Below are 15,023 nucleotides of genomic sequence, written 5' to 3'. Positions count from 1 at the left end.
CCCGAACTCGGAAGTGAAACAGGCCTACGCCGATGGTACTCCGGCTCAAGCCGCGGAAGAGTAGGTCGCCGCCAGATCCGCCCATCAATGATACAAAAAAATCACGTTGTTTACTGAAAGTCTCAAAAAATCGAATTGCCGCGGGGTGGAGCAGTCCGGTAGCTCGTCAGGCTCATAACCTGAAGGTCGCAGGTTCAAATCCTGCCCCCGCAACCAAATTTTCCCCGTCAACACAGGATGTTGGCGGGGTTTTCTGTATGAACATCAATCAGCACCCGCCGCCGTGTAAGCACGATGTAAGCATGACAGATCTGAATCTTGATGCGGGCTGCCGGGGGTTTCCCCCCTTTGTTGGGGGCTGGTTTATGCGGTGACTTTTTGAAGGTGATGTGCTGTTCGCTTATCTGAAGTGCCCGATATCATGCCTGGGGCGAAGGGCATTCTCTAGGAATCGCGGCTCTTTTATAGTTAAGATTGATTAATGAATTTTCCCGGCGTGCATATTTGTGCCTTCCTTGTCACCGTCGCGGTATAACCAGATGGAGGTACCGTGATGCCGATTGATGACCCGGATTGGCTCTTTGAAGCCCTGACCACCGACGAGGCCGCGAAGGTGCTCGGCTCGACTTCGAAAACGTTGACCACTTGGCGGTGCCGGAAGCGCGGGCCCCGCCCGCGCTATCTGGGCCGCAAGGTGGTCTATCTTCGTGTCGACCTGCTGCACTTTTTGCGCACAGGCCGCCACTGGGAAGTGGCGGACGGTGATACCCTTCGATGTGAGCCGACACGCCTGACCAGCAATTAAGCCCCCTTACTTGAACTCCCGTGCCTTGGGCACCAGGTCGCGGGTGTCTCTTGGGTGGGTGGCCGGTTGGTGGGGGCCTGGCGTGCTGGTGTCGGGGGCATTGGAGAGGGTCATTAGCAGGGAGGACCGGTCGGTGATCCTTTTGGCGATCACATGGGTGACGCCGTCGCTTTTCTGCACCTTGCCGGTGATCGCCATCAGGCGGCTGCCCATCACCTCGGCGCGGTGGGCTTTGAACAGGTCCTTCCAGATCACCGCGTTCACCACGCCGGTCTCGTCTTCCAGCGTGACGAAGGTGACACCCCTGGCGCTGCCCGGTTTCTGGCGCACCAGCACCAGCCCGGCGACGGTGACGCGCGCGCCGTCCCCAAGGGCCGCGAGCCCGGCGGCGGGGGTGACGGCGTCCGCCGTCAGCCGGTCCCGCAAAAAGCTCAGGGGATGGGCGCGCAGGGACAGGCGCAGGGTCTGATAGTCGTCCACCACCTGTTCCGCCTCCGCCATGGCGGGCAGGCTCACGCCCGGCTCATGGCCCGTCGCCTCTGCCGTGTTGGCCGTGAACAGCGGCAGGTCGGGCGCGTCCACCAGCCCTTTCACCTGCCACAGCGCCTCCCGGCGGCCCAGCCCCATGCTGCGGAAGGCATCCGCCGCCGCCAGCTTTTCCAGCACCGCACGGGAAAGCCCCGTGGCCCGGTGAAGCGCGCCCATATCGGCAAAGGCACCTTTCGGGGCTGCGGCCAGCGCTTCGGCCACCTCCGCCCCCAGCCCCTTGATCTGGCGCAGGCCCAGGCGCACCGTCCGGCCCCCATGGCTGGTCGTGTCCGACTCCAGCGTGCTGTCATACCGGCTGTGGCGCACGTCCACCGGGCGGATGGTGACGCCGTGTTCGCGCGCGTCCCGCACGATCTGAGCGGGGGCGTAAAAGCCCATGGGCTGGCTGTTCAACAGCGCGCAGCAAAAGGCCGCCGGATAGTGGCCCTTCATCCAGGCGGAGGCATAGACCAGCAGCGCGAAGCTGGCCGCGTGGCTTTCGGGAAAGCCGTATTCGCCGAAGCCCTCGATCTGGCTGAAGCAGCGCTCGGCAAAGGCGGGGTCATAGCCGCGTGCCGTCATGCCGGTGATGAACTTGTCGCGGAAGCCGGCGATCCGGCCGGTCTTGCGGAAGGCGGCCATGGCCCGGCGCAGCCGATCCGCCTCGCCGCCAGTGAAGCCCGCCGCCACCATGGCGATCTTCATGGCCTGCTCCTGGAACAGCGGCACGCCCAGCGTCCTGCCCAGCACGTCCTTCAACTCGTCCGCCTCGCCAAAGGCGGGGTCCGGGGCGGGGAACTCGATCGCCTCCGCCCCGTTGCGGCGGCGCAGATAGGGATGCACCATGTCCCCCTGAATGGGGCCGGGGCGCACGATCGCCACCTCGATCACCAGATCGTAAAAGGTGCGCGGGCGCATGCGCGGCAGCATGGCCATCTGCGCCCGGCTTTCCACCTGGAACACGCCCAGACTGTCCCCACGGGAGAGCATGGCATAGGTCACCGGGTCTTCCCGCGGCAGGCTGGCGAGGGTGAGCGGCTTGCCGTGATGCCCGGCCAGCAGATCAAAGCCTTTACGCAGGCAGGTGAGCATGCCCAGCGCCAGCACATCGATCTTCAGAATGCCGAGCGCATCCAGATCATCCTTGTCCCATTCCACCATGGTGCGCCCGTCCATGGCCGCCGGGCGGATGGGCACCACATCGCTCAAGGGGCTTTGGGTCAGCACAAAGCCGCCCACATGCTGGCTCAGATGCCGGGGAAAGCCGATCAGCTCCTGAGCCAGCGCCAGCGTCTGCCGGATGCGCGGATCGTCACTGGCGAGCCCCGCCTGGGCCAGTGTTTCTTCCGGCACCGCATCGCGCGATCCCCAGACCGTGCCCGCCAGCGCGCCCACCACATCCGCAGAGAGGCCCATCACTTTCCCCACCTCCCGCAGCGCCGAGCGCGCCTTGTAGCGGATCACCGTCGCCGCCAGCGCCGCCCGGTGGCGGCCATAGCGGGCATAGATATACTGGATCACCTCTTCCCGGCGCTCATGCTCGAAGTCCACATCGATGTCCGGCGGCTCGTCCCGCTCCTTCGAGATGAAGCGCTCGAACAGCAGGTCGATCTCCGCCGGGTTCACGGCGGTGATGCCCAGGCAGTAACAGGTGATGGAATTGGCCGCCGAGCCGCGCCCCTGGCACAAGATCTCCCGTGACCGGGCAAAGTTGACGATATCGTGCACGGTCAGGAAATAAGGCGCATAGCCCATCTCGCCGATCAGGGCCAGTTCCCGCTCCAGCATGGCGCGGACCCGCCGGGGGATACCATCCGGGAAACGCGCCTCGGCCCCGGCCCATGTGTTTTTTTCCAACTGGCTTTGCGGCGTCTCGCCGGGGGCGACCGGCTCGTCCGGGTAGTCATGGGCCAGACTGTCCAGCGAGAAGCGGCAGCGCCGGACGATGCGGCGGGTGTTGGTCACGGCCTCCGGCACGGCGGCGAACAGGCGGGCCATTTCCTCAGGCCGTTTCAGCATGGCCTCGCCGTTGCGGGCGAGCCGATAGCCCGCCGCGTCCAGCGTGGTGTGGTGGCGGATGCAGGTCATCACGTCCAGCAACGGCTTGCGGCCGATGGCGGGCAGGCGCACATCGCCCAGCGCCACCACCGGCACCCCGGCTTTGCCGGCAAGCGCGGCCCAGCCCGCCAGCCGGGTCTGGTCCGCGCCGTCATGGAAAACGCGCAGGCCCAGATAAAGGGGCGCATCCAGCTTTTCCCGTATCTGGTTGAGGGTGGCCACATCCAGCCCGTCCGTGGCCAGAAGGGCGAAGACCTGCCCCTCGGCCGCGGCGGCCACATCGCCCAGATACAGGATGCACTCCCCCGCCGCGCCATGCTCCCCGCCGCGCCCGTAACCGGTGGTGATGAGGCCGGTCAGGCGGCCATAGGCCGCCCGGTCGGTGGGATAGGCCAGCAGGTCCACCCCGTCCGCCAGCGCCAGCCAGACGCCGGGCATGAAGGCGAGCCCCGCCTCCTTCGCCGCTTGGTGGGCGCGCACCAGCCCGGCCATGCTGTTGCGGTCGGTCACGGCAAGGCCGCCGAGCCCCAGCCGGTGCGCCACCTGCACCAGCTCTTCCGGCTGCGCGGCGGAGCGCAGAAAGCTGAAGGCGCTCACCGCCATCAGTTCGCTATAGGGGGGCAGGGCCTTGCTCATCGGTCCAGCCCGTGCAGATACCAGCGCGGCGCATGGGGGCTGGCGGCGGTGAGCAGGCCGGGCCGGGCGGCATAAAGCCCGCGCCGGAACAGCCAGAAGCGGCGGCCCGCCGTATCCTCCACATGGTAATAGTCGCGCGGCGTGGTCTCGTCCCCCGGCGCGCGCCACCAGTCCGGGCTGATGCGCTCCGGCCCCTCCGCATGGGTCACCGTATGGCTCACCCGCCGCCAGCGAAAGCGGTGGGGCGGGCCGTCCGGCACATCGGCGATCACATCCACCGGTTCCGGGCGCATCAGCAGGCGCACGGGCCGGGCGGCGAGCGGGGGCAGGCTGTGCCAGCCGCCGGTGTCCGCATAGGGTGCGGTGACGGTCTGGCAATCTTCCGGCTGATGGCCGGGGCGGTGCACCGGGCGGCCGACCGCGCCCGCCCCCAGCCGGGCGGTGAGCCGGTCCACCAGACGGGCGAGGGTGTCCTGCGCCGGATCGCGGGCAAGCGTGCTGGCCTGCGCCGGGGCAAGGGGGCTCACCTGCCCCGCCGTCAGCATCACCATGTCGAAGCCGAAGCCCGCGTCCAGCCCGTCCAGCTTCTCCGCCAGCAGGCGGGTGATGTGCGCGGGCGCGCGGGTGGGGCGGCTCGTGGCGAGCGATACGGTCTGCACCGCTCCATCCACCCGGAAGGCGTGCAGGCGAAAGCGCCGCGCGCCCCGCTCCGCCCGCGCCAGCGCCGCGCAGAGATCGTCGGCCAGCTCATCGGCGATGCGGGCAAGCCGGGCGCTGTGCTGCACCGGCTCCAGCAGGGTGCGGCGGGCGCGCCAGTCCGGCGGCGGGGCCACCGGCGTCACCGGTTCCGCGTCCAGCCCCAGCATCTGGTCCAGCCGCCAGACCAGCGCGCGGGTCTGCGCCCCCGCCCGGTCATGGCCGCGAAAGCGGCGGGCCAGCGTTACCCGCGGCAGGGCCATCACATCGCCCACGCGGGCAAGCCCCAGCCGGGTGAGCGTGGCGCGGGTCTCCCCGTCCAGCCGAAGGGCGGCCACGGGCAGGCCCGCCACGCCGTCCGCCAGCGCGCCGGTGGGCAGGATGGGGGCCGCGTCCCGGCCAAAGCGGGCCAGGCCGTGGGCGGCGCCCACCGTCTCCGCGATAGCGCCCCGGCAGGTGAGGCCGAGGGCGGCCATGCGCGCGCCGATCCGGTCCAGCATGGCCCGCTCCCCGCCGAACAGATGGGCGGCGCCGCTGATGTCCAGCATCAGGCCGTCGGGGGCGTCCGCCGCCACCCAGGGGGACCAGCGGGTGGCCCAGTGGGCAAGGCGGGTGAGGTCCGCGGCGTCCGCCGCGTCCTCCCGCGCCGCCACGTGCAGATCGGGGCAGACGGCGCGGGCGTCCGCCAGGCCCTGCCCCGCGTGCAGGCCGAGCCGGGCGGCGGCCCCGTTCACCGCCACCAGCCGCCGGGCGCCCGCCGCGTCGCCGGTCAGGGCAAAGGGCCTGTCTGCCGGCCTGTCTGCCGACCCCTCAGCCGGATTGGTGGCGGCGCGGCGGCGGTGCCAGCGCTCGATCCGCCACCGGGGAAACCACAGGGAAAGAAACCGTTTCATGGTGAGATGCCTTTGGGGCTGTGCCGGGATGGGCGAAGGCCGGGCCTTCCACGGTCCAGCCATGGGGGCGGTCGGTTCGGGCGCGTAACAAGTCCAGCCCGTAGCGGGGCCGCAAGGGGCGATGGGCGGCGGCCACATGGCCAGGGCGGCTGGCAATGCGCCAGCGGCTGCGGGCCACACTGCCGCTGGGGGCCGCGCCGTGGCAGAGCAGCAGGGCGGGCGTGCCGCTGGTGCGGGCGGCCAGCGCCAGGCGGCGGCTTTCGGTAAGGCCGGTGTCCACCCCCTCGCCAAGAACGGCGGCCACCGCGCCGCTGCCGAGCGCCTCCTCCATGGCCCAGAGGGCATCGCGCCGGCTGGCCGGGCGCACCAGCATCAGCCGGGCCGGGTCCAGCCCCGCCTGAATCAGGCCGGGGCCGTAGGGCAGGCCCCGCTCCCGCGCGGCCTCCGCCGGGATGACCCACAGCACCGGCCCCGCCCGCCGCGCCGCGATCCGCGCCGCCAGCCCCGCCACCAGCGCCGAGGCCGCGCCCGGATTGCCTTCCGGCGCCACCAGTTCGTGCAGCGCCCCGTCCGCCAGCGCCCCGTCCCGCACGGCGCCGTCGATCAGCGGGTCCCCGAAACCTGTGGCGCCCGCCGCACCCGCCGCCAGATGCGCCCCGCGCCCCTCCAGCCGGTCAATCACCCGCTGCAAGGCGGCGGAATCACCAGCCCCCGCACCCGCCCCGTCCGCGCCCTGGCCCTTGTTGTCATTGCTCGCCGTCATCACCAATCCACCATCCGACTCATGCCATATGTTCACCATATGTTCTTATATGGAGCGCAGGAGTCAAGGCGGTGTGTGTGCTGGGGTCGGCTATTTTGGCTGAAGTGAGCTCCGGGGCTGCGCTCTAAGCAATATCGACCTCTCCTTCAGAAAACCAACTGTTCTTAATAACATGCGCCTTTACAGCTTCCGGATTCTCGGCATAGACAACCAATGCCAAGCTGCGTTTTGCACGGCTACATGTAACGTATAAAAGGCGGCGCGTTCGGTCGACTGTACTATCCTTGCCTTTGTTGATGTTATTCAGGTCGGTGTTGGACAATTCCTTGTCGCCAAACAACTTTCCATACCCGAACATAAAACCACGCGCTTCAGCATCGTTCAGGATGACCATGACACGCTCGAATTCCAACCCTTTTACGCCTTGATGAGTGTCGAATGAAGCCAAGCCAGCCACATATTTTCGATAGATGTCAATTTCATAAAATGGCGCTTTCAAAAACGAAAGAATCGCAGACATTCGCTCGCTTAGAGGATCGGCTTCCTCGTCCTCAGCGGAGGACTCAACCGGGCCTCTAATTACGGCAAATGCGGATTGCAAGGAATCCGGCACTTCGAAAAGCCGATGTTCGGCTACACAGAGCAATATATCGCCGCAGGTCGGCTCACCTTCATCCCAAAGCGCCATGAGAGCTTCCACACCTGTCTTTGCCTGCTTCAGCAATTCGCTTGGATCAGATGCCTCTTCAAGGGCGCGAGGGGTCAGCAAAGGCGAAGACTGGCGGACCAGCCTTGAAACTGCGAACCGGTCTCCATCTCTCTGTGCCTCAACAAGAGGCAAAATTGCCTTAATGAAGAAACGCAGAGGCGGAAGGCTGCCGTCCAGCAACCCAGTTCGCCAACTATCGATTGCGTAAAACGGACTAAATACGTTTTCAAAGCCAAGGCGCTTCGCTGACATGTGGTGTTCAAGCGTAAGAATCTTACAACGAGCCTGATTATTCCACGCGTCGTCTTCAGAATACTCGGCCATCTGGGCTCGAAGGGCATCTTCGGTGGCGCTTCGGTCAGCCGTGGTTGTCGGTCGGATAAATAGTTTCACCTGACCTTGGATCGCGTCAGATCTCGGCTCTTGAGTATGGATATCTACAGCTTCGCGAATTTTATTAATGAGTTGAACGATGCGCCTGGGGCATCGATGATTGAGCTTTTTCGAAGGCCTCCCCCAACTGTCGGGGAGTTCATCCTCAATACGCTCCTTGCCGTCTTGGTAGATGCGTTGCATGAGGTCACCGATGAGGCCGAGCGAAAAGTGCCCTGACTGCTCCTTTTCGACGACAAAGAGTGCATCAATAAGATGTCGGTTGGTGTCCTGACTTTCATCGATAAGGAGAAAAGGATACCGTCCTATGAGTATCCAACGCATTAAGGGCTTGCGAGATAGAAAGGCCGCACAAATGGCGATAACTTCAGTGTGGTTGAGTGCGTTGGGCTCTGAATTTTCGCCGTTCGGGCTGTAGGAAAAAGACTGGCTGGAATCGAGATTATCTAGTCGTCTGCTCTTGGACTCGACCTTAGTCCGACGGGTGATAGATGCCTTGGTTCCTGCGTGGCCTTTCTCTTCTTCTTCCCGGAGTTGCTTAATTTCCGCTTCCAGATTCTCGCGAAGCCATTCGCGGATATCGTGATGAAAGCCCTTGATGAGCTCCCATGCGAAGCTGTGGATCGTCGCAACGTAGAAGAGCGGATGAAAATCTATCCGACGATTGATCTCATCGCAGGCAGCGTTGGTGTAGGTTATCACGCCCACCCGATGGCCGTGCAATGCGAGCTCGCGCCCGTGGTTGACGCGTATGAAATTCAACGCTTTGACGAGCGAACGGGTTTTGCCTGAGCCAGCACCAGCAAAGAGGAAGAAGCTCTTGGGCTCCTTCGGACTGAGATAGCTGGCTATTGCCTCATCAACGGGATCGTCTAGGGCTATGTTTGAAGTGAGAGCCAATTTGTCGGTCATCCGGCCTACTGCTCCTCCGAATTTTCGGTCGATACTGGAGAAGCTATGCCCAAATCCTGCTGTCTTTCCTTTAGCTGCTCAATAAGCCAAGTCAATCCATCTCGAATATAGAATGGCGGTCGCAAATCCTTCGGATTTTCAAGTTCCAAGAGGTTGAGGGCGAATTCAGCTTTGCCGCCGTTGTCTAGGACTTTGAGGATCGCCTTACTCAAAGCCCCCAAGTCGCTGCTTTGCTCGATCGCGGTCTTGAATTTTGCCCAAAGCCCGGTGCCCGTATGTGCAACAAAAAGAGCTTGGTTCTCCATGACCAAAGCATCTTCCAGCGTATTGCACAACGCTTCGGCTTTACTACCTTGGAAATTGATTTCGACAGGACACTGGTAAGCGGCCCGAACGGAAAAGCGCTGCTCCTTGTACCAAATGCTTTTCGCGTGTGCGTTCAGGTCCATCAGAGCGTCCAAATCGCTGTTGTTTGGGCACCAACTTTTAAGTGTCTGGTTTCGCGTTGAAAGGTCAGCACCGCGTCGGGGCACGGCCTTCTTGCCTTCGGCATCGCAAGCATCGAGGTCGGTGATAATCAAAGTGGTAAGGCCAAGGTGTTCGACAAGGGGTCTGAGCCGATGGGCGTGGCTTCCGCCGATCTCAAGCCAAGTGATGTAGCACTCGTGAAGCGTCTCAAGTTCGGGGTGATTTTGCACAAAGAACGGTACTAAAACCCGTTCTGCCGGCCCTTCTACGAAAACCGCGGCATCAGCAAAAAAGAGATCGCAATGCGTCACCTTGATGTACCGGGTAACGAAGCGCTTCGTCTCAACATCTGTCCCAAAAACTGTGCCCAAGTTCACAACGCAAGAAAGTGGAACAGACGAGCCAATGGCAGGAAGACGTCGGAAATATCGCAAGTGGTCAAAATCGCATTCGTGCGCGATATGGCTGGAGTGAGTGCTTACCATAAGTTGGGTTTTAAGCGCCTTTGAGCTGCCAAGAACGTCGTGTTTGCGCAGAATTTTATAGGCCTGCCGGATGAAGACCTGCTGGACCTGCGTGTGAAGGTGCGCCTCGGGTTCTTCGATTAGAACCAAATGCAATGGCGGAATAAGCGTTTCTGTTGCGGTCGCCGCTTTTCCGACGCGCATCCAAGCGTCACGAAAACTCATAAGCCGGAAAATCATAGAAATGAGGTTCTGATAACCGAGACCGTTGGAATCCTCTGGTAAGTTCAGTTCGATGGATTTTTCGCCATCGTTCGCAGTGACCACGTATTGCACGGCGGCGTCATGATTAAGGCCATCAACGGGCTTAAGGCGGGTTGAAATTTTGAGCTTGGGGTCGGTAACGCCGGGATAACCCATACCTTCGACTTCTTGGATGGCGGGTGAAAAGCCATCCTTAAGCCGAGAATCAAAGGCCTGCTGCGCCTTTTCGATCGCTCTGAGCGCTTCAATGTCTTGAGGGTCAGGATTTTCGAACGGGTCTAGGTGCTTACTCCAGTAACGCCGAAGCTGATTTGACATGCGCCGTGTGGTAGTTGAGCCAGATAACCTGCCGTCGTCATCGAAGTCTTTCAATCCATCGACTTGGCCGAAGCCACGCTGTGCACTGATTTCATCGATGCGAATGAGCCCCTGGAACGGCTCACTACCGATGGGAACGGGATCGGCAGGCAAGGCTTGTGGCTTCGCTTCGCCATGCTCCGGGTCAACAAGCTTTTCGGGGTCAAGAATGTAAGACTGAACGGTGAACAGGCTGCCAAAACGGCGCTGCATGAAGTCGGTCAGAGAACGAGGCCACAAAACTATAGCTGTCTGAGAATCTACGCCCCTGCCATCCCCGGCGGCTTCGTCGGCAGCCTCAATGCTGCGGGCCTCATCGCGAGCGTTCAAATAATCTTTCTGGAGTTGGTCGGCGTCTTTGGGTTCGAGCCGAAGTCGAACGCCGAGCCGTCCTCCATTCCAATCAAGCGTGGGTATCAGCTTTTGGACGAAATGAGCTTCATTCTTTTCAGCGTGAAGCCAAACATCCAGAAACGGGAGGAATGGTCCCCAATTTGGGGATGGAAGTGGCTGATCCTTTTTTTTTGCGCTCTCCCAATCAAGGCCCATTTGATTAATTGCAGGCCAATGCGCCAGAGTAAAATCATTGAGCGAGAAATGTTCTCTTTCGCGCTCTACCAAAAAGTAGCGGAGCGCAAGCATTGCTGATGTTTTGCCGCTGTTATTGGCGCCGACAAACACCGTGGTTTCGTTGGCTATGCCAACCCGGACAGATTTCAACTTTCTGAAATTTGCCAGTTCCACTAAATCAATGTGCATCGTCTCGCTCTATTATTTGGGCGGTGCTTGGATCGTAAAGGTACTCCCCAATCGTTCCATCTTTTATTTTCTCCACAGCCTCATCAATTGCGAAAAGTGGCACCAGGAACCATTCGCGCGGTACGACCGGATTTCCGAAGCGGTCGTTGATTTTGATGTCCAGGCGGGCTGGGTCGAAAACGCGGTGGATCAGGGTTTCCAGTTTTGTACGGTTGATATTGTATAACTCATAAGTTGCGACTATTTCAACCTCGGCCAACAGGAAGGTGGGGTCGGTTGGTGCGTTGGCGATGCGGCGTTCCACTTTGCCGCTGGTCACGCCGATCTTGTGGAGCACATCGCGGTGTTCTTTCACCACGGGCAGGTCGGATTTGCTGCGCAGCACATAGATCGTTCCGCTTGCTTCATCCCCGTCCGCCGGATCATCGGCGAAGAGTGGCCCGGCTGTAGGTTCGGTAATACGGCGGCCCGCTTCATCTTTATGCAGCGCACGTTGCAGGGAGCGCATCAGCATATTGCTTTCGGTGCCATTGTCGAAAATCAGGCGAAGGCGCGCGTCTATGTGGCCTTTTTCATTGGGAAACGTCTCCCCCATATGCGCGACATAGGCTTTTTGCCCGCCGAGGATGAAAAACTTCCCCGGTTCAATCTCGGCCTTTCGTTCAAAGGCACGGGTTTCGCGCAGCCCTTGGTCCAGCTCGTCCTGCACTTGTGCGAACAGCGGCTTGAAGGTCTCGAAATCCTCGCAGCGCTGACGGTTCGCGATTTCCTCGGCGGCGCGCTTTTCCGCGCTGGATCGCACATGCTTCAGCTCGGTTATGGGGGCTGTTTCGCCTTCAATGTCCAATTGTTCCAGCAGGGCATCGTCGTCGATTTCGGCCTCTTCCGGGGTGGCATCGCCGGGGGTGTCGGCCAGCAAGCCCTGATGGTCGCGCGGCGCCAGAAGCGTTCTGCATTCTTCCAACTGGCGCAAGCGATCGAGCCGCACCGCATAGATGCGCTCGAAGATGTCATTGTCCTCGCCGTGTTGCGGTGCGCGGCCATGCTCGTCGTAAAAGCGCTGGATATCCTCGAAGCCGGCGATAATCCGCTCCTCCCGCGGAGACAGGCTTTTCTTTTTCTCCGCCTCGACCTCAACGCCGAGCGCATCGAGCAGCGCGTCATCCTCATCGGTGAACCGGGAGTTAGCCATTGGCGGCCTCCGCCTTCGCCCTGGCGAGATAGGCGACGCCTTCGGCCATCCGCTTTTCCCATGCGTCGGCGGCGGTGATGGCGGGAAGCCGCCCGCGCTCCTGCTTGAATTTGAGCGCACGTTTCGCCAGTTCGCGGGCTTCCTCAATCGACATGCTGACCTTTTTCGCAGCGATGACCGCCTGAACCTGCTTCAGGCTCTCCTCGCTCATGGTTTTGGCAAGAATGGCATAGGCCTCCCCAAACGGGTTGATCCGGTCGATCAGGTCGATATCCAGCTCCCGCACATCGGTGATGTATTTCCGCACACCATCGATCAGCGCCGTGTTCGCGGCGTGCCCGGTGTCCGTATCGGCCCCGGCGGCGGCCGCTTTTGCCTCCTGCGTCAGGTTGAGCGCGGCAATGGCGTGCTGGCGCACGGCCTCCTGATCCCCGGCATCCAGGTCCGGGTAGCGATCCCGGATGATCTTGCCCATGCGAACCTGGGTGAGTTCCTCCGGCACCACTTCCTCGTTGAACAGGCCCTGTTCGATGGTGGGCTTGTCCTGCACAAAGGCGGTGATGACCTCGTTCAGATCCTCCTGACAGATGCGTTCGGCTTCTTCCGATTTCGGCTCGACAAGGCCCTTGATCTCGATCTGGAACGCGCCCTGTTCCTCATTGAAGCCCATATTGCACTTATCAGGGTCATAACCGCCTTCGCCGTAATCGAAGCCGTCCACCGGGCCGCTGTTCCCGTTCTTCGGCGTGAAGTTGAAACGCGGGGCGAGCACCTGTTCCATCAGCAGGCTGGCGGCGATGGCCTTCAACGTATCATTGATGGCATCCACCACGGTGTCTTCCGATGCGTCCGGCTCGGCGATCAGGTTGGTGAAACGGGCGCGGGTCTTGCCCTCGGCGTCGCGGGTGGGGCGGCCAATGATCTGCACGATTTCGGTCAGGCTGGCGCGATAGCCGACGGTCAGGGCGTGCTCGCACCAGATCCAGTCGAACCCTTCCTTGGCCATGCCGAGCGCGATGATGATATCCACATGATCGCGGTTGTTCTTCTGGGCCGGGTCTTTCAGCGCGGCGGACACCCGGTCCCGCTTGGATGGATCGTCGGTCACCAGATCGGCGATGCGCAGCACGCGGCCATCACCGGTTTTCACAAGCTGAAAGCCGGTCTCGGGATCGGTGCCCTGCCAATCGCCAAGCGCGTCGATGATGTGCTCCACCTCCTTGATCTTGTCCTTGGTGCTTTCGCGGGAATTGACGCTGGGGATGTGAATGATCGTCTTCTCGGCGGGGTCCAGCACGGCCAGAATTTCATCGGCATAGGGGCCGGTATAGAAATAATAGCCAATATCCAGCGTTTTCAGCCAGTTATAGCCGTTGAGCTGCTCATAATAGGTATAGGTGACGGTCTCGAACCTGGCCTCGTCCTGCGGCGACAGCACCGCTTCCGCATCGCCCCGGAAATAAGAGCCGGTCATGGCCACGATATGCACCCGGTCGCGGGCGATCAGGTCCGCCAGTTGCGCGCCCAGCTTGTTATCCGGGTTGGCGGAGACATGGTGAAACTCGTCCACGGCGATCAGGCAGTCATCAAACGCCGCCACGCCGAACTTTTCCACCGCATTGCGAAAGGTGGCATGGGGGCAGACAAGGGTGCGATCGTCGCTTTCCAGAAACGCGCCGACAGAGGCCGCCTTGCTGCCTTCCTCCCCCGGTGCATTGCACAGGTTCCATTTCGGCGCCACGCGCCAGTCATGGTGAAAGCCGAACTCGGTCAAGGGCTCATCGTTGAAGCTGGCACCGATGGATTTTTCCGGCACGGTGATGATCGCCTTTCGGATGCCCTGATTGTGCAGCTTGTCCAGAGCAATGAACATCAGCGCCCGGCTCTTGCCGGATGCCGGCGGCGACTTGATCAGCAGATAGGGCTCCCCGCGCTTCTCAAAGGCCCGCTCCTGCATGGGCCGCATCCCAAGCTCGTTCGACTTGGTCGCGCTGCCAGTCTGCGCATAGGTGACGGAGACGGAGGGGGCGTGTTTGTCTGCTATCATAGTGAACTGCCTTTCGGATTCTTACTAACCTATAAATGAAGTAATAAGTTCAAGGGTTCGTTTCCATCCCAGTAACAACGTCATCAACCCTGATGCTATACTTATGATGACTGCAATTAGATTTATGAGATTAAAAACAATATTTCCTTTCAATAAATCTAAAAATGTTTTCCCAAAAATACCAAAAATACTCGATACATAAAACGGAAAAGAAATTATAACACCAGACCCTTCGCGCAGCCAAATAAGTGGATTTCTTTTCATTTTTTTATATGTATCATCTTTTGTCTCTAACGTGCCAATATGACTAAGAATTATTTCATCGACAGTCTTCATGTAATCGACAATAATTCTATTAAAAACTCCAATGCCAGATTGATCATTCTCGTCGATAAGGCGTCTGATTTCGGGGATAAGGTGCGAAATGACTGGCACATTTGAAACAATATAATTGGCGCCTGGCGGTTTAAATTTCGATATTATTCCCGCTGACCCCAGTTCTAATTGCATTTTGTTTAAGTGAAGTATAATATAGTTGTAGGTTTTGTTATCTTTTCCGAAACTACCGCAGTAATTAAGAAAGTTCTCTCTGTATTGTTGTGCAAATTTAAGTCGGCTTTGTATTTCCTCATTGATTAAAAATACCCGAAGAAACCCAATTGCCATTAGAGTTGGAGCTACTAATATAACTAATATACCATTGTTGTAAGTCATGCCGCCCTCTCGGCCTTGCTCATCTTGGTGTATAGATCGAAGCGCTTGTCCAAGCGTTCGGTGTGGTTTTGTAAGCGGAGATCGCTATAGCTGCGTTCCAGCAGTTCATCGAAATAGTGTAAACGCCAGCTGGCCCCCACCTTTCATTTTGTTTTGGGCGATGCGAGTCCGTTCCTGTTGTCAGGCAAGGAGTGCGTTTCGCAATGTGTGCTACAAATGCGTTTCTCAGATCGCTGGGGGTTGAGATATACGCGTCCGGTCAACGGCGCTGGCCGGATGAGGTGAAGGCGCAGATTGTCGCGGAGACCCTTCAGCCTGGTGCCACCGTCAAGGCAGTGGCGGCGCGGTTCGGCATCCGGGCGAAC

Annotated in this window: 10 protein-coding genes, 1 tRNA gene and 1 rRNA gene; 4 read left to right on the top strand and 8 right to left on the bottom strand. The window is 60.5% G+C overall.

Features of this window, described 5'->3' with window-relative positions:
- The 3 genes from rrf to WGH93_RS12800 all read left to right on the top strand — a co-directional run.
- Nucleotides 1–77: ribosomal RNA gene (rrf, locus tag WGH93_RS13225) — 5S ribosomal RNA — on the top strand; the annotation flags it as partial.
- A gap of 62 nt (nt 78–139) precedes the next feature.
- Nucleotides 140–216: transfer RNA gene (locus WGH93_RS12805), tRNA-Met, on the top strand.
- Between the two features lie 337 nt (nt 217–553).
- Nucleotides 554–805: a helix-turn-helix domain-containing protein gene (locus WGH93_RS12800; protein ID WP_374765282.1), complete on the top strand. Its 252-nt coding sequence runs from the start codon at nt 554–556 to the stop codon at nt 803–805.
- 6 nt (nt 806–811) lie between these two features.
- Here WGH93_RS12800 and WGH93_RS12795 read toward each other — a convergent pair whose 3' ends face one another.
- The 8 genes from WGH93_RS12795 to WGH93_RS12760 all read right to left on the bottom strand — a co-directional run bounded on the left by WGH93_RS12795 (nt 812) and on the right by WGH93_RS12760 (nt 14,658).
- Nucleotides 812–4,027, bottom strand: a complete 3,216-nt coding sequence (locus WGH93_RS12795; protein WP_374765281.1) for an error-prone DNA polymerase — start codon at nt 4,025–4,027, stop codon at nt 812–814.
- Nucleotides 4,024–5,616: a Y-family DNA polymerase gene (locus tag WGH93_RS12790; protein WP_374765280.1), complete on the bottom strand. Its 1,593-nt coding sequence runs from the start codon at nt 5,614–5,616 to the stop codon at nt 4,024–4,026. Before WGH93_RS12790 ends, WGH93_RS12795 begins: the two co-directional genes overlap by 4 nt.
- Nucleotides 5,534–6,379, bottom strand: coding sequence for an ImuA family protein (locus WGH93_RS12785; RefSeq protein ID WP_374765279.1), 846 nt, complete (start codon nt 6,377–6,379; stop codon nt 5,534–5,536). The genes WGH93_RS12790 and WGH93_RS12785 overlap by 83 nt, the downstream gene beginning before the upstream one ends.
- 124 nt (nt 6,380–6,503) lie before the next feature.
- Nucleotides 6,504–8,393 (bottom strand): UvrD-helicase domain-containing protein, encoded by a 1,890-nt coding sequence (locus WGH93_RS12780; protein ID WP_374765278.1) that lies wholly within the window; start codon nt 8,391–8,393, stop codon nt 6,504–6,506.
- Nucleotides 8,394–8,398: 5 nt separating this feature from the next.
- Nucleotides 8,399–10,705: an AAA family ATPase gene (locus WGH93_RS12775; RefSeq protein ID WP_374765277.1), complete on the bottom strand. Its 2,307-nt coding sequence runs from the start codon at nt 10,703–10,705 to the stop codon at nt 8,399–8,401.
- On the bottom strand, nt 10,695–11,897 hold the full coding sequence (locus WGH93_RS12770; protein ID WP_374765276.1) for a GIY-YIG nuclease family protein: 1,203 nt from the start codon (nt 11,895–11,897) through the stop codon (nt 10,695–10,697). Before WGH93_RS12770 ends, WGH93_RS12775 begins: the two co-directional genes overlap by 11 nt.
- Nucleotides 11,890–13,944, bottom strand: coding sequence for a DEAD/DEAH box helicase (locus WGH93_RS12765; protein ID WP_374765275.1), 2,055 nt, complete (start codon nt 13,942–13,944; stop codon nt 11,890–11,892). Before WGH93_RS12765 ends, WGH93_RS12770 begins: the two co-directional genes overlap by 8 nt.
- Before the next feature lie 24 nt (nt 13,945–13,968).
- On the bottom strand, nt 13,969–14,658 hold the full coding sequence (locus WGH93_RS12760; RefSeq protein WP_374765274.1) for a hypothetical protein: 690 nt from the start codon (nt 14,656–14,658) through the stop codon (nt 13,969–13,971).
- A 203-nt stretch (nt 14,659–14,861) separates the two neighbouring features.
- Here WGH93_RS12760 and WGH93_RS12755 point away from each other — a divergent pair.
- A partial coding sequence (locus WGH93_RS12755; protein ID WP_374765283.1) for a transposase occupies nt 14,862–15,023 on the top strand: 162 nt, incomplete at its 3' end.

Source organism: Yunchengibacter salinarum (assembly GCF_037658235.1).
GTDB classification, from domain to species: Bacteria; Pseudomonadota; Alphaproteobacteria; order Sphingomonadales; family Kordiimonadaceae; genus Yunchengibacter; species Yunchengibacter salinarum.
Note: the sequence above shows the minus strand (reverse complement) of the source record. Positions and strands in the feature narration are given on the sequence as shown.

Coding starts and splice junctions, on each gene's coding strand:
- WGH93_RS12780 (WP_374765278.1), bottom strand. CDS start 8,393: ATGACCGACAAATTGGCTCTCACTTCAAACATAGCCCTAGACGATCCC.
- WGH93_RS12785 (WP_374765279.1), bottom strand. CDS start 6,379: ATGACGGCGAGCAATGACAACAAGGGCCAGGGCGCGGACGGGGCGGGT.
- WGH93_RS12765 (WP_374765275.1), bottom strand. CDS start 13,944: ATGATAGCAGACAAACACGCCCCCTCCGTCTCCGTCACCTATGCGCAG.
- WGH93_RS12770 (WP_374765276.1), bottom strand. CDS start 11,897: ATGGCTAACTCCCGGTTCACCGATGAGGATGACGCGCTGCTCGATGCG.
- WGH93_RS12795 (WP_374765281.1), bottom strand. CDS start 4,027: ATGAGCAAGGCCCTGCCCCCCTATAGCGAACTGATGGCGGTGAGCGCC.
- WGH93_RS12790 (WP_374765280.1), bottom strand. CDS start 5,616: ATGAAACGGTTTCTTTCCCTGTGGTTTCCCCGGTGGCGGATCGAGCGC.
- WGH93_RS12760 (WP_374765274.1), bottom strand. CDS start 14,658: ATGACTTACAACAATGGTATATTAGTTATATTAGTAGCTCCAACTCTA.
- WGH93_RS12775 (WP_374765277.1), bottom strand. CDS start 10,705: ATGCACATTGATTTAGTGGAACTGGCAAATTTCAGAAAGTTGAAATCT.
- WGH93_RS12800 (WP_374765282.1), top strand. CDS start 554: ATGCCGATTGATGACCCGGATTGGCTCTTTGAAGCCCTGACCACCGAC.